20 protein-coding genes are annotated in these 20104 nt (G+C 40.1%); 16 read left to right on the plus strand and 4 right to left on the minus strand.

What is annotated here, in order from left to right; translation table 11 throughout:
* Positions 1–38: 38 nt before the first annotated feature.
* The 3 genes from cobO to rne all read right to left on the minus strand — a co-directional run bounded on the left by cobO (position 39) and on the right by rne (position 5556).
* Positions 39–644, minus strand: coding sequence for a cob(I)yrinic acid a,c-diamide adenosyltransferase (cobO, locus tag A6E06_RS18200; RefSeq protein WP_065593705.1), 606 nt, complete (start codon positions 642–644; stop codon positions 39–41).
* Between the two features lie 127 nt (positions 645–771).
* The gene (locus A6E06_RS18205) at positions 772–2319 is read right to left on the minus strand and encodes a SulP family inorganic anion transporter (protein WP_065593704.1); all 1548 of its coding nucleotides are present in this window, start codon (positions 2317–2319) and stop codon (positions 772–774) included.
* A 174-nt stretch (positions 2320–2493) separates the two neighbouring features.
* Positions 2494–5556: a ribonuclease E gene (gene rne / locus A6E06_RS18210; protein ID WP_065593703.1), complete on the minus strand. Its 3063-nt coding sequence runs from the start codon at positions 5554–5556 to the stop codon at positions 2494–2496.
* Positions 5557–5789: 233 nt separating this feature from the next.
* On the opposite strand from rne, the gene A6E06_RS18215 reads away from it, so the two are divergent.
* Together A6E06_RS18215 and rluC are read left to right on the plus strand one after the other, a co-directional pair.
* Positions 5790–5990 carry a hypothetical protein gene (locus A6E06_RS18215; RefSeq protein WP_065593702.1) on the plus strand — a complete coding sequence of 67 codons (201 nt, stop codon included), beginning with the start codon at positions 5790–5792 and terminating at the stop codon, positions 5988–5990.
* Positions 5991–5999: 9 nt separating this feature from the next.
* A complete protein-coding gene (rluC, locus tag A6E06_RS18220) occupies positions 6000–6947 on the plus strand; it encodes a 23S rRNA pseudouridine(955/2504/2580) synthase RluC (RefSeq protein ID WP_065593701.1) in 948 nt (315 codons plus the stop codon).
* A 67-nt stretch (positions 6948–7014) separates the two neighbouring features.
* Here rluC and A6E06_RS18225 read toward each other — a convergent pair whose 3' ends face one another.
* The gene (locus tag A6E06_RS18225) at positions 7015–7596 is read right to left on the minus strand and encodes a nucleoside triphosphate pyrophosphatase (RefSeq protein ID WP_065593700.1); all 582 of its coding nucleotides are present in this window, start codon (positions 7594–7596) and stop codon (positions 7015–7017) included.
* A 133-nt stretch (positions 7597–7729) separates the two neighbouring features.
* On the opposite strand from A6E06_RS18225, the gene yceD reads away from it, so the two are divergent.
* From yceD to ptsG, 14 genes are all read left to right on the plus strand, one after another.
* Positions 7730–8251, plus strand: a complete 522-nt coding sequence (yceD, locus tag A6E06_RS18230; protein WP_065593699.1) for a 23S rRNA accumulation protein YceD — start codon at positions 7730–7732, stop codon at positions 8249–8251.
* A 16-nt stretch (positions 8252–8267) separates the two neighbouring features.
* The gene (rpmF, locus tag A6E06_RS18235; RefSeq protein WP_060991458.1) at positions 8268–8438 is read left to right on the plus strand and encodes a 50S ribosomal protein L32; all 171 of its coding nucleotides are present in this window, start codon (positions 8268–8270) and stop codon (positions 8436–8438) included.
* 10 nt (positions 8439–8448) lie between these two features.
* Positions 8449–9474, plus strand: a complete 1026-nt coding sequence (gene plsX / locus A6E06_RS18240) for a phosphate acyltransferase PlsX (RefSeq protein WP_065593698.1) — start codon at positions 8449–8451, stop codon at positions 9472–9474.
* Positions 9475–9479: 5 nt separating this feature from the next.
* Complete coding sequence (locus tag A6E06_RS18245) at positions 9480–10433, plus strand: beta-ketoacyl-ACP synthase III (protein WP_065593697.1); 954 nt, start codon at positions 9480–9482, stop codon at positions 10431–10433.
* Between the two features lie 63 nt (positions 10434–10496).
* Positions 10497–11420: an ACP S-malonyltransferase gene (gene fabD, locus A6E06_RS18250; protein ID WP_065593696.1), complete on the plus strand. Its 924-nt coding sequence runs from the start codon at positions 10497–10499 to the stop codon at positions 11418–11420.
* Positions 11421–11439: 19 nt separating this feature from the next.
* On the plus strand, positions 11440–12174 hold the full coding sequence (fabG, locus tag A6E06_RS18255; protein ID WP_065594239.1) for a 3-oxoacyl-ACP reductase FabG: 735 nt from the start codon (positions 11440–11442) through the stop codon (positions 12172–12174).
* 168 nt (positions 12175–12342) lie between these two features.
* Positions 12343–12576 carry an acyl carrier protein gene (gene acpP, locus A6E06_RS18260; protein ID WP_017022099.1) on the plus strand — a complete coding sequence of 78 codons (234 nt, stop codon included), beginning with the start codon at positions 12343–12345 and terminating at the stop codon, positions 12574–12576.
* A 92-nt stretch (positions 12577–12668) separates the two neighbouring features.
* Positions 12669–13910, plus strand: a complete 1242-nt coding sequence (gene fabF / locus A6E06_RS18265) for a beta-ketoacyl-ACP synthase II (protein WP_012550756.1) — start codon at positions 12669–12671, stop codon at positions 13908–13910.
* A 98-nt stretch (positions 13911–14008) separates the two neighbouring features.
* Positions 14009–14815 (plus strand): aminodeoxychorismate lyase, encoded by an 807-nt coding sequence (gene pabC, locus A6E06_RS18270; protein WP_065593695.1) that lies wholly within the window; start codon positions 14009–14011, stop codon positions 14813–14815.
* Positions 14809–15819 (plus strand): endolytic transglycosylase MltG, encoded by a 1011-nt coding sequence (mltG, locus tag A6E06_RS18275; RefSeq protein ID WP_065593694.1) that lies wholly within the window; start codon positions 14809–14811, stop codon positions 15817–15819. The genes pabC and mltG overlap by 7 nt, the downstream gene beginning before the upstream one ends.
* A gap of 1 nt (position 15820) precedes the next feature.
* A complete protein-coding gene (gene tmk / locus A6E06_RS18280) occupies positions 15821–16453 on the plus strand; it encodes a dTMP kinase (RefSeq protein WP_065593693.1) in 633 nt (210 codons plus the stop codon).
* A complete protein-coding gene (gene holB / locus A6E06_RS18285; RefSeq protein WP_065593692.1) occupies positions 16443–17414 on the plus strand; it encodes a DNA polymerase III subunit delta' in 972 nt (323 codons plus the stop codon). The genes tmk and holB overlap by 11 nt, the downstream gene beginning before the upstream one ends.
* Before the next feature lies 1 nt (position 17415).
* The gene (locus A6E06_RS18290) at positions 17416–18186 is read left to right on the plus strand and encodes a TatD family hydrolase (RefSeq protein WP_065593691.1); all 771 of its coding nucleotides are present in this window, start codon (positions 17416–17418) and stop codon (positions 18184–18186) included.
* 451 nt (positions 18187–18637) lie between these two features.
* Positions 18638–20068 carry a PTS glucose transporter subunit IIBC gene (gene ptsG, locus A6E06_RS18295; protein ID WP_065593690.1) on the plus strand — a complete coding sequence of 477 codons (1431 nt, stop codon included), beginning with the start codon at positions 18638–18640 and terminating at the stop codon, positions 20066–20068.
* Positions 20069–20104: the final 36 nt, after the last annotated feature.

Genomic DNA, 20104 nt, shown 5'->3' on the forward strand with positions numbered 1-20104 from the left:
GATACAGGCCATTTTTATATTATTGGAATTAATCTTATTTACCAATCGATGCCTTTCAGCGCTTTTACTCCAGAATCAAACGCATGCTTAACACTACGAACTTCAGAAACGGTATCAGCCATTTCGATTAATTCACGGTGTGCTGCTCGACCAGTGATGACGACCGATTGCATTTTTGGTCGATTTTCTAATGCTGTTTTTAATTCATCTAATTCTATATAGCCGTAAGTGACCATGTAAGTCATCTCATCCAATAAAACTAAGTCAACCGACTCATCAGATAGACTTTTTTTACATTCCTGCCACACTCGTTGTGCAGCTTCTGTATCTGTTGTTTTATCCTGCGTATTCCAAGTGAAGCCTGTTTTCATTACATGAAAAGGAACGCCGTGACCTTCTAATAGATTTCTTTCACCACAATCCCATGTCCCTTTAATAAATTGAGCTACGACACAATTTAATCCATGGCCGACAGCTCTCGCTACTGTCCCAAAACCTGAGGTTGTTTTTCCCTTTCCATTACCAGTAACAACAATTAATAAGCCTTTTTCTATTTGTGCTTTTTCTACACGCTTATCTACGTTCTCTTTGATTTTTGATTGACGTTGCTTATAGCGCTCGTCTTTCTGATCTAGATCAGCCATTTTTTTATTCCATTAAATAAGAAGGGGAAGTAGTTAGTATTTTTGTAGGGTGTTAGATACAAAAATCCCGATAGGAGAACCATATCGGGATTTTTATTATCAATCAATTATAAAAGTGAAAGAGCAACTATTGGCTAACCACTTTATAGATTGGATCTTCTTGCACATTAATCTCTACCAGGCTACCAGCCTTATTTAGAAGTGCATGACAATCTTGGCTTAAGTGGCGAAGATGTACCTTTTTGCCTGCTTTAGAGTAGCGATCAGCGATAGTATCAACCGCTTCAATGGCCGAGTGATCCACCACTCGTGATGCAGCAAAGTCAATCACGATGTCTTTTGGATCACTTTCAACATCAAATAACTCTAAGAAATTAGCAGCAGAACCAAAGAAGATTGGGCCGTTAATTTCATAAACCTTAGAACCTTCGTCATTCACTGTATTTGTCGAGTAAATGTGTTTCGCGTGTTGCCATGCAAACATTAGCGCAGAAGCGACAACACCAACACCAACAGCAACAGCAAGGTCAGTCAGTACAGTAACAACGGTTACTAACACAATAACAAAGAAGTCTTGTTTTGGTACGCGACGAGCCAGTTTGAATGTAGCCCATTCAAATGTACCAATAACAACCATGAACATAACACCAACTAATGCTGCTAATGGGATCATTTCAATTAAACCAGAAGCGAAAAGGATGAAACCAAGTAGGGCAAGTGCGGCTGTAATACCTGATAAACGACCACGACCACCTGAGTTTACGTTGATCATTGATTGACCAATCATAGCACAACCACCCATCGCACCAAATACAGAACAAGTTACGTTTGCCACGCCTTGACCAACACATTCACGGTTAGATTGGCCACGAGTCCCCGTCATTTCATCAATGACAGTTAGGGTTAATAATGACTCGATTAGACCGATTGCCGCTAAAATTAATGCATACGGGAAGATGATGTATAACGTTTCTAAAGAAAGAGGAACGTTAGGTACAGAGAAAGTAGGCAGTGAACCAGCAAGTGTTGCCGCTTCGTCTCCGCTCATCGTACGTAAGAAATCAACAACAGTACGTGTGTCTAAATCTAATCCTTGAACTAAACCTGTGACTACAATGATAGCAACTAAAGAAGAAGGAATAGCCGTTGTTAGTTTTGGTAAAAAGTGAATGATAGCCATTGTTAGTACAACAAGACCAAGCATTAACATCATTTCAGGACCTTGAAGCCAATCTAAGTTGCCTAAAGCGTCAGGTGCTTTAAATTGACCAAGTTGAGCAAGGAAAATAACAATAGCTAGACCGTTTACAAAACCGATCATCACAGGATGCGGAACGATACGAATAAATTTACCTAGTTTAAATAAACCAGCAGTAATTTGCAGAAGACCGGCGAGTAAAATTGCTGCAAAAAGGTATTGAACGCCGTGCATTGCGACTAAGCTGACCATTACAACGGCCATGGCACCGGTTGCACCAGAAATCATTCCAGGGCGACCACCAATTATTGATGTAATTAAACCAACAATAAATGCAGCATAAAGGCCAACCATAGGGTCAACACCAGCAACAAAGGCAAAGGCTACGGCTTCAGGAACAAGAGCTAACGCAACGGTAAGCCCTGAAAGAACATCATTCTTTACTGAATGATTAGAAAATTTTGGGAATTCAAACATGTTTTTTAGGTATCTTCTTGGTTGTTTTTCAGGCATGTGTGGCGCGAATCGTACAGAAAAGCGTGATGAAGTTCAATGTTTATTCAGGATATCAATATAAAAAAAGCAAGTTACGTCGAAACGTAACTTGCTTAATTACAATGGTTTTATTATTCAAAGGCGAAGCCTAAGAAATTATAAACCTGCTGTTTTTGCCATTGCAGCACTTGCGTGCCCGGTTGCTGTTAAGCTACCGGCTTGTTTAGGCACAAAGCGTTCAGTTCTGAATGCAGCAGCGGTTACAGTGATTTCTTTAATCTCTGTAGGGCCAGTTGCTTTTGTCATACCTGAAGATGCTTGACCTTTATATTGTGGTTTAGCAGTAACAATTTCAGTTTTAGGTTGAGCTTCTACTGTTGCTTGAACAGTAGGTACCTGTTCAATCACAGGTTCGACTTCAACAATAACTGGTGCTACTTCTTCAGCAACAATGGGTGCAACTTCAACAAGAGCTACTTTATCTTCAACAATAACGTCTACTGTTTCAATCGCAACTGGTGCATCTACTTTAGTTGGTTTTTCTGTTATTGCTGTAGGAGCTTCAGCAGCAGGAGCTTCGATAATCGTTTCTGTCACAATTGCTTTTTCAACAATCGGAGTTGCAACGTAAGGAAGTAATACTTTACCCATCGCCATTTCAGGGAAAGCAACACCACCAACGAGATTTTTCACTACGTTAGCTTGATTTGCTTTGTCTTGTGCGTTTTGAGTATCGTTATCAACAAATTTCTCTTGTTGTTGTTTAGCCAGTTTTTGCTTCAAGATTTGAGCATAATCAGGATAAACTTTGCCCATCGCCATTTCAGGAGAGGCTACACCAGAGAATAAACGAGCAGGGTTTACAGGGCGACGATCACGACGGCGACGACGTTGACCGCTTGCACGTAAATGGCGAGGAGAACGACGATTACGACGCTGTCCTTCTTTACGCTCTGTATTTACTTCTGTATTCGTTTCTTTTGCTACTTCAGGTTGTGGTGCTGGAGTTTCAATTTCAGGAGTTACAACTTCAGGAGTTACAACCACTTTGCTTTCAACTTCAGCAGCTTGACCCGTACGGATTTTCTTCTGCAGTTGACGACGTTGACGACGTTGTTTAACTTGAACCGTTTTTTCACGTTTTTCAGCTGGTTGCTCTGATACTTGAACTGGAGCTTGTTGAGCTTCAGCAGCCAGTTGAATACCTTGCTCTGCAATTTCTTTACGAACTTTAGGCTGTCTAGTTGGCTTGTTATCAGCTGCTTTTACTGGTTTAGTAGCGGCAACTTCAACATCTTCAACTTTCTTATCACGACGGTTTTCGTTGTTATTGCGGTTATCATTACCGTTACGACGATTATTACGATTGTTACGATTATTTTCGTTACGACGACGATCGTTGTTACGGTTTTGATTATGACGTTGTACTGGTTTTTCTTCTTTCTCTTCTTTTTTCTCAGTTTCAGCTGGTGCTGCTTCTGGTGCAGAGAAGAAATTAGCAATAGTAGAGAAGATGCGGCTAATTAAACCCGGCTTATCTTCTGTTGTTACTGCTGTTTTTGGCTCTGTTGTTTTAGCTTCTGGAGCTTTAGCCATTGGAGCTGCTTGAGTTGGTGCACTGAAACCTTGAAGAGCCGGCTCTTCACGTTTCTTCGGTGCAGAATACATTGCAGGCGTTTCTTTGGCTTCAGCTTCACGTAATGCTTCTAAATTCTTAGGAAGAAGATAAGACAGCATTTCTTGTTCTTCACCTTCACGGATACGGACCACTTCAAAGTGTGGTGTTTCCATGTCAGAGTTAGGAACAATAATAACGCGAACATTATGGAATTTTTCAATGTGTTGAACTGAGCGGCGTTTCTCATTCAATAAATAAGAAGCGATAGCGACAGGGACAACAGCAAGAACTTGAGTTGTATTGTCTTTTAAAGATTCTTCTTCGATTAAACGAAGTACTGAAAGTGCTAGAGATTCATTATCACGAACCACACCAGTACCCGTACAACGAGGACAAATATGGTGACTTGCTTCTGCTAAAGACGGGCTTAAGCGTTGGCGAGACATTTCTAATAAACCAAAGCGAGAAATACGACCGATTTGAACACGAGCACGATCCATACGAACCGCTTCACGCATACGGTTTTCTACTTCACGTTGATGACGAACTGGCGTCATATCAATGAAATCGATAACCACTAAACCACCTAAATCACGTAGACGTAATTGACGAGCAATTTCATCGGCTGCTTCTAGGTTAGTATTTAATGCAGTTTCTTCGATATCGCCGCCTTTAGTAGCACGAGCAGAGTTGATATCAATAGAAGTAAGCGCTTCAGTTGGGTCGATTACGATTGAACCACCAGAAGGTAAGCGCACTTCACGTTCAAAAGCCGATTCAATTTGGCTTTCAATTTGGTAGTGGCTAAATAGTGGGACTTCGCCTTCATACAATTTAACGCGAGATAAGAAATCAGGACGAATAAGTTGAATGTGTTGACGAGCACGATCGAAAATCGTAGGGCTATCAATTAAGATTTCACCAATATCACGGCGTAAGTAATCACGAATTGCGCGAACAATCACATTACTTTCTTGGTGAATTAGGAAAGGTGCTTGATTTGATTCAGAGGCGTGTTTAACCGCTTCCCAATGATTTAGGAGTACGTTTAGATCCCATTCAAGCTCTTCTGCTGATTTACCAACACCAGCAGTACGAACAATCAGACCCATACCTTGAGGTAGTTCTAATGTGCTTAATGCTGCTTTTAATTGAGTTCGCTCGTCACCTTCGATACGACGAGAAATACCGCCAGCACGAGGGTTATTAGGCATAAGAACAAGGTAGCTACCAGCCAGAGATATGAACGTTGTTAAAGCCGCGCCTTTGTTACCACGCTCTTCTTTCTCAACTTGAACAATAACTTCTTGGCCTTCTTTCAATACGTCCTTGATATTTGGACGTCCTTGATAAGTGTAACCTTGTGGGAAATATTCTTTAGCGATTTCCTTAAGGGGAAGGAAACCGTGGCGATCAGCGCCGTAATCAACGAAAGCTGCTTCCAAGCTTGGTTCGATACGGGTGATTTTACCTTTATAAATATTAGCTTTCTTAGATTCGTGACCTGGGCTTTCGATATCTAGATCAAAAAGGCGCTGGCCATCAACTAATGCGACGCGCAACTCTTCCTTCTGGGTTGCGTTAATCAACATTCTTTTCATTAGGGAATACTCATTACAAATTGTCGAGCTTGTCTATCATAATCCATTTTAAATGGTGCCAGATCCCAAGGCTGATTACATGTGCAGCCTCACGGCTGGAACTCAGGGATGCTCTAGGGCACAATCCACATCAACACTATCGATAAAATAGTGCTGATCCGCAATTATTCGCGGTCGTTAAAACATAAAAAATGGTTTAGGCATAACAAGCAAAAAAACTCAAAGCAGTATAGATGTCTTACGCCAATTGCTGCATCACCGCATTCGAGCAGTATATTTTTAGTTCTTTTGGTGCTTTTATGCTCACCAAGGTGAAGAAATGGCCATCTGGGCCGATTTCAGATGCTAACTATAACAGTCAGATCAAGCCTCAGCAATCTTCATTATTTGAAACTGAGCTAAAAAAGGTTCATCAATTAGAATTAAGACAGTAGAATAAGGAAATGAATGAAGATAAACCTAAAGTGCAATTCGTTGAGATCGATGACGACTTTGCAGGGCAACGAATCGATAATTTTCTTCTTGCCCGCTTAAAAAATGTTCCAAAAAGTATGATTTACCGAATAGTGCGTAAAGGCGAAGTTCGTGTAAATAAAAAACGTATTAAACCAGAATACAAACTTCAAGAAGGGGATTTAGTCAGAATTCCTCCCGTGAAGCTTCCTGAGTCAACGGCTCCAGAATTACCTAGTGTTAAATTATCTAGAGTCTCTGAACTTGAAAGTTGTATTATTTATGAAGATGATCACCTTCTGATTCTAAATAAGCCTTCAGGTACTGCTGTTCATGGCGGGAGTGGTTTGAAGTTTGGTGCTATTGAAGCATTACGAGCTTTACGACCTGATGCTCGTTTTTTAGAGTTGGTGCACAGAATTGACAGAGATACGTCAGGAATTCTTTTAATCGCTAAAAAACGTTCTGCATTACGCAGACTGCAAGAACAATTTAGAAATAAAACGGTTCAGAAATACTATTTTGCTTTAGTTATGGGCCAATGGAAGAGTACGTGCAAAGTTGTGAATGTTCCTTTACTTAAAAATGAAGTGAACAGCATTGTTCGTGTTAACCCTAACGGTAAACCGTCAGAAACGCGTTTTAAAATTTTAGAAAAGTTTGAGCAGGCAACATTAATTCAAGCAAGTCCAATTACGGGACGTACTCACCAAATACGTGTACATGCACAACATGCAGGTCACCCAATAGGTTGGGATGACCGTTATGGTGACAGACGATTTGATGCGTATTCAGGCCAATTTGGTTTAGATCGACTTTTCTTGCATGCGGCAAATATTAAATTTACGCATCCAAGCACTGAAGAGTTAATGGATATTAGTGCTCCAATGGAAACTAGATTAGAACGTGTCTTGAAAGGATTACGAGCTAAAAACTAATTTTATTTTTTGTTATTTTCTAGCGATAAGTATTATTTCATACTTATCGCTTTTTTGTGATTGCGATTCAGAGTACTGAAAAAGATTGACGATCTAACATATCAATTAAAGAGATTAGTGGAAGGCCAATAAGAGCGTTTGGATCTTTTCCTTCTAATCTATCAAATAATGCAATGCCTAACCCTTCACATTTAAAACTACCAGCACAATACAATGGCATCTCTTTATCAACATAGTTTTCAATTTGTTGTGAGGTCAATTGACGAAAATGAACATGAAATTCTTCACAAAGAGTTTCTGCTGTCATTGTGGTCGTATTGAGTAGTGATAAGCCTGTGTAAAAAGTGATGATTTGACCACTGGCTTTTTGAAGTTGGATAATTGCTTTTTCTCGTGTCAGTGGCTTACCAATAATCTGTCCGTTAATTACGCAAACCTGATCGGATCCTATGATCAAATGGTTGGGATCCTGGACATGACAAGATCGTGCTTTTTGTTCCGCTAATCGAGTGACTAACGCAGTAGGTGATTCATTTTCTTGTGGGGTTTCGTCGCAGTTGGGTGAAATTGCATCAAAAGGAACTTGGATCTTCTCTAAGATCGTTCGGCGAAAAGGCGATGTTGAAGCTAGAATCAGTTTTGGTTGCATAATGGGTTCTTCTTCTTTAATTTTTCGTTTATTATTAGCAACTCTGCTGAAATAGCAACTGGGAAGAAAAAAAGCATAATTTTTGCCATTTTTCTTTGACTCGAAGGCTTTAGAAAGATAAGATGCGCGCCCTATGCAAAAGGTAAAATTACCACGAACAGTTGATGCAATCCAAAACGCTCAACGAAGATTAGACTACGATGGAATCATCCAATCTGATATTTTAAAGCGTTTGGCTGAATCTACTGTAGATGTGAAAAGTGATGCTGAAGTCACGATGTCGTTTAAAGTTGACGAACAACGATTAGCCGTTATCTCTGGTAAAGCTAACGTCGATGTATTGTTGGAATGTCAACGCTGTAATGAAAATTTTGAACATCACCTAAATGTATCATTTAAGTGTACGCCTTTTTTAAGCGAAGAGAAGGCAGCTCTAGTTCCTGAGGAATATGAGTTTGTAGATTTAAATGAAGTAGGTGAAGTTGATCTCGTTGAGTTGGTAACTGATGAGTTCATTCTAGCGTTGCCGCAAGTCGCTATGCATGACATTAAAGATTGTCAGGTCAAATCTAACAATTTGGTATTTGGTGAAATTCCTGAAGAGGAAGAGAAACCGAATCCGTTTGATGTTTTAAAATCTTTAAAACAACAGTAATTGAGGAGTAGGGTCCATGGCCGTACAAAAGAGCAAGAAATCACGTTCAATGCGTGGCATGCGTCGTTCACACGATGCACTAACTACAAGTGCATTATCTGTAGACGCAACTAGTGGCGAAACTCACCTTCGTCACAACGTTACAGCTGACGGTTACTACCGTGGCCGCAAGGTAATCAACAAGTAAGGTTGACGCTTTGCAGCAGCTAACCATTGCAATTGATGCGATGGGTGGGGACTTCGGTCCCCAAGTTACAGTGCCTGCCATCGTGCAGGCATTGTCGCAATTCCCAGAGCTAAAAATTATTGTTGTTGGAGATCGTCATGCGATTTCTACACAGCTAACACATCTAAATTATATCCCCAATCAACGATTCTCTATTGCTCATAGCGACAGCGTTATAGGCAATAACACAGTACCTTCAAAAGCATTACGACACAGTCGTGGTAGCTCAATGAGAATGGCCATTGATTTAGTTGCTAGTAAAGAAGCTGACGCGTGTATTAGCGCAGGCAATACTGGTGCATTAATGGGGCTCTCCCGTTTTACATTAAAACTTCTTCCGGGTGTTGAACGCCCTGCATTAATTAGTCCTTTACCTACTAAAAACAATCAACGTACTTGGATGCTTGATCTTGGCGCGAATGTATCATGCGATGCTGAAACCTTATTCCAATTTGCAGTAATGGGTTCTGAATTAGCTGAGCAGTCATTAGGGCGTAAAGCCAAAGTGGCATTGTTGAATATTGGCGAAGAAGAAATTAAAGGCAACGATCAAATAAAACGATGCGCAGAAATGCTACACCAGTGCAAAGATATTGAGTTTATCGGTTATATTGAAGGTGATAAACTTTATCAAGGCAATGCTGATGTAGTAGTGTGTGATGGTTTTGTTGGCAATGTATGCTTAAAAACCAGTGAAGGTGTTGCACATTTATTTTTAGATCAACTAAAATCACATCTGGTTACATCAAAATTCAAACAAATTTTAGCGAAATGGCTCTTCGGTGATGTCATTTCTAGCTTAAAAGAGCTGAACCCCGACCAGTATAATGGCGCAAGTCTGATAGGATTGCGTGGCATTGTTGTTAAGAGTCATGGAAGTGCAGATATATTTGCCTTTAACAATGCCATCAAGGAAGCGGTTCATGAGGTCAAGCGACAAATACCTAACCGTATTAGTGATCGCTTGGAGGCAGTTTTACTCGAGAGGCATTATTAGTCTTCATGTATAGCAAAATTTTAGGTACTGGTAGCTATTTACCAGCACAAATTCGCTCAAATGCGGATTTAGAAAAAATGGTCGATACTAGTGATGAGTGGATCTTAGCTCGTACAGGTATTAGTGAACGCCGCATTGCTGGTGAAAATGAGTCTGTGGCCACTATGGGTCACCTTGCTTCCGTTAATGCAATTGAAATGGCTGGTATAGATAAGCATGATATTGATCTGATTATCTTAGCAACAAGTACGCAAACGTACTCGTTTCCATCAGCTGCATGTGAAGTTCAAGGGTTATTAGGTATACAAGGGTGTCCTGCGTTTGATTTATCAGCGGCTTGTTCAGGTTTTGTTTATGCATTGAGTGTTGCCGATCAACACATCAAAACAGGCATGGCAAAAAATGTATTGGTTATTGGTTCTGATGCCGTTTCTCATACTTGTGATCCTACTGATCGTTCTACTGTTATTTTATTTGGTGATGGTGCTGGCGCAGTGGTTATTGGCCAAAGCGAAGAGCCTGGGATTATCTCGACTCACTTGCATGCTGATGGCAAATTTGGTGAATTACTTTCTTTACCTGTTCCTTCGCGTAAAAACGAAGAAGCAGATAAATGGTTGTATATGGCGGGTAATGAAGTCTTTAAAGTTGCCGTTACTCAACTATCTAACCTAGTTAAAGAAACGCTTCATAAAAACCAAATGGATAAGTCAGAGCTAGATTGGCTAGTCCCACATCAAGCGAATTTACGAATTATTAAAGCAACGGCAAAAAAACTGTCGATGTCGATGGATCAAGTTGTTGTTACTCTAGATCGTCACGGTAATACTTCAGCTGCTACAGTGCCTACAGCATTGGATGAAGCGGTACGTGATGGTCGAATTCAACGTGGCCAAACCTTATTGCTTGAAGCATTTGGTGGTGGTTTTACATGGGGTTCGGCACTCGTTAAGTTTTAGTTAGAAATAGGCCATTTCTTTGGCCTAGTTTCTTTATGCGCTTATTTAAAGGAAATAATGTACATGAGCAATTTTGCTATCGTTTTCCCAGGTCAGGGCTCTCAAGCCGTTGGCATGCTTGCTGAATTAGGTGAGAAACACGACGTTATAACGCAAACTTTTGCAGAAGCATCAGAAGCGCTAGGTTATGACTTATGGTCACTGGTTCAAAATGGTCCGGCGGAAGATTTAAACCAAACGTTTCGTACTCAGCCAGCATTATTAGCAACCTCAGTTGCATTATGGCGTGTATGGCAAGAGCAAGGTTTAGCACAACCAACCGTTTTAGCTGGACACAGCCTTGGTGAGTACTCAGCGCTTGTATGTGCAGGTGTTATTGACTTTAAAGAAGCAATTAAATTGGTTGAGCTACGTGGCCAATTAATGCAAGAAGCAGTTCCAGCTGGTGTTGGTGCTATGTTCGCTATTATCGGTTTAGATAATGATTCTATCGCTAAAGCGTGTGAAGCAGCAGCACAAGGCGAAGTTGTTTCTCCTGTAAATTTCAACTCACCAGGCCAAGTGGTTATCGCTGGTAATAAAGATGCGGTTGAGCGTGCTGGTGTATTATGTAAAGAAGCGGGTGCAAAACGTGCGCTTCCTTTACCAGTATCGGTTCCATCTCATTGTGCATTAATGAAACCTGCGGCTGATAAATTAGCGATTGCGTTAGAAAGCATTGAATTTTCAGCACCCGCATTGCCTGTTATTAATAACGTTGATGTTATTGCTGAAACTGATCCTGCAAAAATTAAAGACGCACTTGTTCGTCAATTATACTGCCCAGTACGTTGGACTGAAGTTGTTGAAATGATGGCTGAACAAGGTGTTGAAACATTATATGAAGTTGGCCCAGGTAAGGTTCTTACTGGTTTAACTAAACGAATCGTTAAATCACTTAGCGCAGCAGCGGTAAATGATGCTGCTTCTCTTGAAGCTGCTAAGTAATTAAAGGGAATAGTAAATGATGAATTTAGAAGGCAAAATTGCCTTAGTTACTGGCGCTAGCCGTGGTATTGGTCGTGCGATTGCTGAGCAATTAGTGTCTCGCGGTGCAACCGTTATTGGTACCGCAACTTCTGAAAATGGTGCGGCGGCAATTGGTGAATATTTAGGTGAGAACGGTAAAGGTCTTGCATTAAATGTAACTGATGCAGAATCTATTGCAGCGGTACTTAAAACTATTAATGATGAGTTTGGTGCGATTGATATTTTAGTTAATAACGCAGGTATTACTCGTGATAACTTACTTATGCGCATGAAAGATGATGAATGGATGGATATCTTAGATACTAACCTAACGTCTATTTTCCGTTTATCTAAAGCGGTTCTTCGTGGCATGATGAAAAAACGTAATGGCCGTATTATCAACGTAGGTTCTGTTGTTGGTACAATGGGCAATGCGGGTCAAACAAACTATGCAGCGGCAAAAGCTGGTGTCATTGGTTTTACTAAATCAATGGCACGTGAAGTCGCTTCTCGTGGTATTACCGTGAATACTGTTGCTCCAGGTTTTATCGAAACTGATATGACAAAAGCCTTGAATGATGAGCAACGAGCTGCAACACTATCATCTGTACCTGCGGGTCGTTTAGGTGACCCTAAAGAAATCGCTGCTGCGGTTGTCTTTTTAGCGTCTCCAGAAGCCGCTTATATCACGGGCGAAACTTTGCACGTGAATGGCGGCATGTACATGGTTTAATTTATAAAGTTGGCTTGAGAGTGACTTAAGTCAATTTTGGGTTAAAATTGCACTAAAAATCACGAATTTCGTGGTTTGACCAGCAATCTTGGCCTTGCAACTTTCTTATTAATGAATAAAATACAGCAAGTATCGCAAATCAGCGAAATCTGTAATTAGGAAAATAAAATGAGCAATCTTGAAGAACGCGTAAAGAAAATCATCATTGAGCAACTAGGTGTTGATGAAGCTGAAGTTAAAAACGAATCATCATTTGTTGACGACCTAGGCGCAGATTCACTAGATACAGTTGAACTAGTTATGGCTCTAGAAGAAGAGTTTGACACTGAGATTCCAGATGAAGAAGCTGAGAAAATCACTACTGTTCAAGCTGCTATCGACTACGTAACTAGCGCACAGTAAGAAATACCCTCCAGGCGGTCACTCTTGACCGCCTGAGTTTTTTTATACGCTACAATCCCTATCTAATTCAATTAATTCCGGAGAAATATATCGTGTCCAAACGTCGTGTAGTAGTTACAGGCATGGGTATGCTAACACCGGTGGGTAACACTGTTGAAGCAGCCTGGAAAGCGCTGTTAGCAGGCCAAAGTGGTATCGTTAATATCGAGCACTTTGATACCACTGAGTTTACGACTCGTTTTGCAGGTCTCGTTAAAGACTTTAATGCTGAAGAGTACATGTCTAAGAAAGACGCTCGTAAAATGGATTTATTCATCCAATACGGTGTGGCTGCTGGCATTCAGGCATTAGATGACTCGGGTTTTAAAGTTACTGAAGAAAATGCACACCGCATTGGTGCTGCTATTGGTTCAGGTATTGGTGGTCTTGGCTTAATTGAAGCCGGTCACAAAGCCTTTACTGCAAAAGGTCCTCGTAAGATCAGTCCGTTTTTCGTGCCTTCAACTATCGTAAATATGATTTCTGGTCATATGTCGATCATGCGCGGTCTACGTGGTCCTAATATCGCAATTTCAACAGCTTGTACGACAGGTCTTCATAATATTGGTCATGCTGCACGTATGATCGCTTATGGTGATGCTGACGCAATGCTAGCGGGTGGTGCTGAAAAAGCATCAACAGAGCTAGGTATGGGCGGTTTCGGTGCAGCTAAAGCACTGTCTACAAATAATGAGAATCCACAAGCGGCTTCACGCCCATGGGATAAGAACCGTGATGGTTTTGTTCTCGGTGATGGCGCAGGCATGATGGTTCTTGAAGAATATGAACACGCCAAAGCGCGTGGTGCTAAAATCTACGCTGAATTAGTGGGTTTTGGTATGAGCGGCGATGCTTACCATATGACTTCTCCTACTCCAGATGGTTCTGGTGGTGCGTTAGCGATGGAAGCAGCAATGCGTGATGCAAATGTAACGGGTGAACAAATCGGTTATGTTAACGCGCATGGTACATCAACACCTGCGGGTGATGTTGCTGAAATTAAAGGCATCAAACGTGCTTTAGGTGAAGAAGGCTCTAAGAAAGTATTAGTGTCATCAACAAAATCAATGACAGGTCACCTATTGGGTGCTGCGGGTTCTGTTGAAGCGATTATTACGGTTATGTCTTTGATTGATCAAATAGCGCCACCAACGATTAATCTTGATGATCCTGAAGAAGGTTTAGACATCGATCTTGTTCCGCATACTGCTCGTAAAGTTGAGATGGAATACGCTATTTGTAATTCATTTGGCTTTGGTGGTACAAACGGTACATTAATCTTTAAGAAAATGTAATAACTTGTTTGTGAGGCTTAATTAGTTTCACTCAGTTAGTTATACTAGAAAGCGGCTTGATATTATATCAAGCCGCTTTTTTCTGTTTGGAGTACGGTATGTATTGGGTTAACGGGGTAGTTACGGATTCATTACCACTCACTGATCGTAGTATTCAATATGGTGATGGTTCTTTTACGACCATGAAAGTTGAGCGGGGAGAAGTACGGTTATGGGACTTGCACTTAGCTCGTTTGAAAGATGCGTCAAAACGGTTAGACATTGAGATTGAAGATTGGCACCTTCTTGAAGCGCAAATTGAATCTTGCGCTCATGAGCTTAAGAATGGTGGTATTAAGATACTGATCAGTCGAGGTAGTGGTGGACGAGGTTATTCTCCTGAGGGCTGCCATGATACACAAATTATCGTGTCGACATTTTCTTATCCAACGTATTATCAGAGTTGGAAAGAAGGCGGTATTAGTTTGATGCTTTGCGAAACCCAGTTAGGACTGTCACCATTACTTGCAGGTATGAAGCATACAAATAGATTAGAACAAGTTTTGATTAAGAAAGAAATCGCAAAAACAACGTATCTTGATGGCGTGGTTCTTGATCTTAATAGCAAAGTTATAGAGACTTCAATAGGCAATATTTTTTGGGTGAAGAATGATAATATTTACACCCCTAATTTATCAAACTCTGGTGTTGAAGGTGTGATGAAAGCACACATTAATGCATTGGCAAATTCACATGGACTCACGTTGATCGAAACATCAATTAATGTAGATGAACTATGTATGGCCGATGAAGTTTTTATTAGTAATTCATTATTTGAAATAGTGCCAATTAACGCAATTGGCAATACGACTTTTGACAGTCATAAGTTGTCACATTGGTTTCAGGAGAAATTGTACTCGTGCTAAAGAAATTTTTATTCCTTATTTTAATTATCATCATTGGATCTGTAGGTTTTGGATTTTGGAGCTATCAGCAAGCAATTAAATTTACAGAGCAACCAGTTTTATTAGAAAAAGCCCAACTAATTGAAGTGAAACCAGGGACAAGCTACCGTAAGTTGATTCGTGAATTTGAAGAGAATAAATGGGTATCGAATACTAAATGGGCTCGTTTTACTCATAAAATATCACCAGAATTGACTGAAATTAAAGCGGGTACCTATTGGGTTGAACCTAATCAATCTTTAGCGGCGGTATTAACTCAATTAAAAACAGGTAAAGAACATCAATTTTCAATTACCTTTGTTGAAGGTAGCCGTTTTTCTGAGTGGCAACAACAATTAGAAAAAGCTCCTTATCTAAAGCATGAATTAAGTGAACTCTCTGAAAACGAAATTGCAAAAAAACTAGGAATTGATCGCTCAAAGTTAGAAGGGTTATTCTTAGCTGAAACGTACCACTATACGGCAGGAATGAGCGACTTCGATATATTGGAACGCTCTCATGATGCCTTAGTGTCAGTATTAGACGCAGAGTGGGAAACTAAATCAGCAAACTTACCTTTAAAATCATCTTATGAAGCGTTGATCTTAGCCTCTATTATTGAAAAAGAAACCGCGATTGATTCGGAAAGAGAGCGAGTTTCTTCGGTGTTTGTTAATCGTCTAAAACGCGGTATGCGTTTACAAACAGACCCTACTGTAATTTATGGTATGGGTGATAATTACGATGGCAATATTCGTAAAAAAGACTTACGTACACCAACTGCTTATAATACGTACACAATAAATGGATTGCCGCCAACACCGATAGCAATGGCGGGACCAGCATCGATAAAAGCAGCTCTTCATCCAGAAACGAGTCGCTATCTTTATTTTGTTGCAGATGGTACTGGCGGTCATAAATTCACTAAATCACTAGTTGAGCATAACAAAGCAGTTAGAGCTTACCTAAGAACCTTAAGAAATTAATATGTCTAAATTTATTGTAATTGAAGGCCTAGAAGGCGCAGGTAAAAGCACGGCAATTAAAAATGTACTAGCGACTCTCGCTAAACATGGCATTGATAATCCTGTGACGACAAGGGAGCCTGGCGGGACGCCATTAGCTGAAAAAATGCGTGAGTTAGTTAAACAAGGTCATCCTGATGAACCATTAACGGATATGGCCGAGTTATTACTATTGTATGCAGCACGAGCTCAGTTAGTTGGTAATGTGATTAAGCCAGCATTAGCGAGAGGTGAGTGGGTTGTTGGTGATCGACATGACCTCTCTTCACAAGCCTATCAAGGTGGTGGCCGTGGTTTTGATCGTGATTTAATGGCAACAATGCGAAATACCGTTCTTGGTGATTTCAAACCAGACTTCACTATCTATATGGACATTGATCCTAAATTAGGCCTTCAACGCGCATCAGCTCGTGGAGAGTTAGATCGAATTGAGCAGATGAAACTGGATTTTTTTGAACGCAGTCGTGAACGTTACTTAGAGTTCGCCAATAGTGATGAGACGATTATAACTATTGATGCAGGCCAAGATCTAGAGACAGTAACTCAATCCATTGTTAACGCATTAGAAACGTGGTTAGTGGCTAATGGTAACTAAACTGTATCCTTGGCAGAAAAATGTTTGGCAACAATGGCAACAATTGATTGTTAACGATAGGCTGCCACACGCCATTCTATGTGCAATGCCCGATGGAACGGGGCGAGATGCTCTGGTTCAATATTTGTCTAATACCTTATTATGTTTAACACAAGGCATTGAGCCTTGTGGTTTTTGTCATAGCTGTGATTTAGTTGAATCAGGTAATCATCCTGATTTACACTGGATTCGACCTGAAATTGAAGGGAAATCTATTTCAGTTGACCAGATCAGACAATGCAACTCATGGGCATTAGAGTCATCACAGTTCAATGCTAAGCGTATGATCGTGATTGAACCTGCCGAAAAAATGACAGAATCGGCGGCTAATGCGCTATTAAAGACATTAGAAGCGCCACCTAAAAACTGTCAGTTTGTATTATTGGCAGAGTCTCCACATCATTTACTACCCACTATTCGAAGCCGTTGCCAAGTCTGGTATCAACCAGAAATTAGTGGTGAAGTGATAGAGCAATGGTTAGGTGAGACAGAAAAGCTAAAAGTTAGTAAGCAATCTATTACTTTGAATGGGTACTTACCGTTAGCGGTCAAAAGTTTTTATCAAGATAAAAAACAATCGGCTCATCAATTATTATTATCTTCTTTTGATAACTGTGTTAAGTCTTCTTTTTGTTATACATCAGATGTGGTTAAAAGTTTGATTAAGCTAGAAGACGAAGGCTTGTGTTGGTTAAGCTATTTATTGTCGGATATCCACAAGCGACAATTAGGAATAATGACCACATGGGTGCATTGCGATGAAAAAGAGACTATCGAACGATTAGCAGTCAGTATCTCTGTTGATACCGTTTATAAGCAATATTTGAGCTTAAATACCTTACGACAGCAAATCAATGTCCATTCAGGATTAAATAAAGAATTACTATTAACTCAATGGCTACTTGAGTTTATTGGAGAATAATGTGCTAATTGATTCACACTGCCATTTAGACAAGTTAAATTACAATGACTTGCATACAAATGTTGCGGATGTACTTAAAAAGGCAAAGTTACGTGGGGTAGAGCAGTTTTTGACTGTTGGCGTTACGCTTGATGCTTTTCCAAATATGATGGATCTTATTAAAGATCACCCAGAGGTTCATGCTTCTTGTGGTATTCATCCATTAGATGTTGATTCGGATTTTGATTTGTCTATTTTTCGTCAATATGCTGCACATGAACGTGTTATTGCGATTGGTGAAACTGGATTAGATTATTTTTATCAACCAGAAAGCGCACCCCGTCAACGTGAATTATTTGAGCAACAAGTGGCCGTTGCCGTTGACTATAATAAGCCACTTATTATACATACACGACAAGCTCGAGAAGATACTTTAGCGATTCTAAAAAATGGTCAAGCAGCTAAATGTGGTGGTGTTATCCATTGCTTTACTGAGGATTGGGAATTTGCAGAAGCTGCAATAGATCTGGGTTTTTATATTTCTATCTCAGGAATTGTAACGTTTAATAAAGCTGCTGAATTGAAAGATGTCGTTCGTCGTTTACCATTAGAGCGCCTTTTAATAGAAACGGATTCTCCTTATTTAGCGCCTGTTCCTTTTAGAGGAAAAGAAAATCAACCTGCTTATGTGAGAGAAGTTGCTGAGTATATAGGTTTATTAAAAGGAAAATCGTTTGATGAAGTGGCTAAAATTACGACAGATAATTTCAAAAATCTTTTTTTGAACAAATAATTTTAGTTAGATTGAAAATTAAGCAAAAAGAGAGGTTTTAGCCTCTCTTTTTTTTATTAATTGATTTTAAGCATGTTTATACTTGAATGTTAAGCAGCAAACGATTGCATTTGTGGTTTATTTGACCTATCTATTTTTGTTGCTAAAAATAACATTTCATCCTTTTGTTTTAATCAATAATTTCCTTTAAAATCAACAACTTACTTGTAACTTGTATTTTTCTTACCACTTTTTCTACGCCTTGCTTTTGTGATCGCTGCAGGGTTTTAAAACATTAAATGAAAACATGCTAGAAAGTGTTTTTACATAGGTCTATATTTAGCGACAGTTTGATTAGATACATAATTACTTACAAAGTTACTGATTACACTAAGGCAAGGGGGATATTGCCGTAATGAGTTAGTAAGTATTGACTGTGTCCAATTGTATTTATAAATATTAGGAGCAAAACATGTTTAAACACCTTTTTGCCAATCTACAGAAAGTTGGTAAGGCACTTATGTTGCCTGTATCAGTACTTCCTGTAGCTGGTATTCTTTTAGGAGTTGGCGCAGCCAACTTTAGTTTCCTTCCAGAAGTTGTTTCTCATTTAATGGAACAAGCTGGTGGTTCAGTATTCGGTCAAATGGCTCTGCTATTTGCTGTAGGTACTGCACTTGGTTTTACAAACAATGATGGTGTTGCTGGTCTAGCAGCGGTTGTTGGTTACGGCATCATGGTTGCTACACTTAAAGTGATGGCAACAGTAATGGGTGTTGATGGTATCGAGACTGGTGTTCTTGGTGGTATCCTTGCTGGTGGTGTTGCTGGTTGGGCTTTCAACAAGTTCTACCGTATTCAACTTCCAGAATACTTAGGCTTCTTCGCTGGTAAGCGTGCAGTGCCAATCGTTACTGGTTTTGTATCTATCGCTCTAGGTTTAGTTCTTTCTATAATTTGGCCTCCAATCGGTGGCGCAATTGCGGCATTCTCTGATTGGGCTGCAAACCAAAACCCAGTAATGGCATTTGGTATTTACGGTGTTGTTGAACGTTCTCTTATTCCTTTTGGTCTTCACCATATCTGGAACGTACCATTCTTCTACGAAGCGGGTTCTTGTGTGAACAGCGCTGGTGAGCAAGTAAATGGTATTATGACTTGTTTCCTTACTGCTGATGACGCATCTCGCGCTGCAGGTAATGGTTTCGGTCAACTTGCTGGTGGTTACTTATTCAAAATGTTCGGTCTTCCTGCTGCTGCAATCGCAATTGCACATTCAGCAAAACCTGAAAACCGCGCTAAAGTAATGGGTATCATGGCATCTGCTGCGTTAACTTCATTCCTTACTGGTATCACAGAACCGATTGAATTCGCATTCCTATTTGTTGCTCCAGTTCTTTATGCTATCCACGCAGTACTTGCTGGTGTTGCATACATGCTAACTAACGCATTAGGTATTGTTCACGGTCACACATTCTCGAATGGTTTCATTGACTTTGTAGTTCAATCTCCACGTGCAGAGAATATGCTTCTTCTTGTTGGTCTTGGTATTGTTTATGCGGTTGTTTACTACATCGTATTCCGCTTTGTAATTAAAGCGATGAACCTTAAGACTCCAGGTCGTGAAGATGAAGACGATAATGCAGGTCCGGTTGTAACTGGTTCTGAATTAGCGGGTGAACTAGTTGCTGCATTTGGTGGTAAAGAGAACATCACAAACCTTGATGCTTGTATTACTCGCCTACGTGTTTCTGTAGCAAGTGTTGAAGCGGTTAATCAAGACAAACTGAAACAACTTGGCGCTGCTGGTGTTGTTGTTGCAGGTTCTGGTGTTCAAGCTATCTTCGGTACTAAGTCTGATAACTTGAAAACAGATATGAATGAGTGGATTACTCATAACTAATTATCGATTATATCGATGAAAAAAAGGAGACTTTCG

This window comes from Aliivibrio sp. 1S175 (genome assembly GCF_001690985.1).
Taxonomy (GTDB): domain Bacteria; phylum Pseudomonadota; class Gammaproteobacteria; order Enterobacterales; family Vibrionaceae; genus Aliivibrio.

What these genes read in the sequence shown, in the direction of transcription:
- A6E06_RS18245 (WP_065593697.1), top strand. Translation starts at nt 9,480, where the DNA reads ATGTATAGCAAAATTTTAGGTACTGGTAGCTATTTACCAGCACAAATT.
- A6E06_RS18205 (WP_065593704.1), bottom strand. Translation starts at nt 2,319, where the DNA reads ATGTTTGAATTCCCAAAATTTTCTAATCATTCAGTAAAGAATGATGTT.
- cobO (WP_065593705.1), bottom strand. Translation starts at nt 644, where the DNA reads ATGGCTGATCTAGATCAGAAAGACGAGCGCTATAAGCAACGTCAATCA.
- pabC (WP_065593695.1), top strand. Translation starts at nt 14,009, where the DNA reads ATGTATTGGGTTAACGGGGTAGTTACGGATTCATTACCACTCACTGAT.
- holB (WP_065593692.1), top strand. Translation starts at nt 16,443, where the DNA reads ATGGTAACTAAACTGTATCCTTGGCAGAAAAATGTTTGGCAACAATGG.
- fabD (WP_065593696.1), top strand. Translation starts at nt 10,497, where the DNA reads ATGAGCAATTTTGCTATCGTTTTCCCAGGTCAGGGCTCTCAAGCCGTT.
- rne (WP_065593703.1), bottom strand. Translation starts at nt 5,556, where the DNA reads ATGAAAAGAATGTTGATTAACGCAACCCAGAAGGAAGAGTTGCGCGTC.
- A6E06_RS18215 (WP_065593702.1), top strand. Translation starts at nt 5,790, where the DNA reads ATGTCTTACGCCAATTGCTGCATCACCGCATTCGAGCAGTATATTTTT.
- ptsG (WP_065593690.1), top strand. Translation starts at nt 18,638, where the DNA reads ATGTTTAAACACCTTTTTGCCAATCTACAGAAAGTTGGTAAGGCACTT.
- fabG (WP_065594239.1), top strand. Translation starts at nt 11,440, where the DNA reads ATGAATTTAGAAGGCAAAATTGCCTTAGTTACTGGCGCTAGCCGTGGT.
- rluC (WP_065593701.1), top strand. Translation starts at nt 6,000, where the DNA reads ATGAATGAAGATAAACCTAAAGTGCAATTCGTTGAGATCGATGACGAC.
- tmk (WP_065593693.1), top strand. Translation starts at nt 15,821, where the DNA reads ATGTCTAAATTTATTGTAATTGAAGGCCTAGAAGGCGCAGGTAAAAGC.
- acpP (WP_017022099.1), top strand. Translation starts at nt 12,343, where the DNA reads ATGAGCAATCTTGAAGAACGCGTAAAGAAAATCATCATTGAGCAACTA.
- A6E06_RS18225 (WP_065593700.1), bottom strand. Translation starts at nt 7,596, where the DNA reads ATGCAACCAAAACTGATTCTAGCTTCAACATCGCCTTTTCGCCGAACG.
- yceD (WP_065593699.1), top strand. Translation starts at nt 7,730, where the DNA reads ATGCAAAAGGTAAAATTACCACGAACAGTTGATGCAATCCAAAACGCT.
- rpmF (WP_060991458.1), top strand. Translation starts at nt 8,268, where the DNA reads ATGGCCGTACAAAAGAGCAAGAAATCACGTTCAATGCGTGGCATGCGT.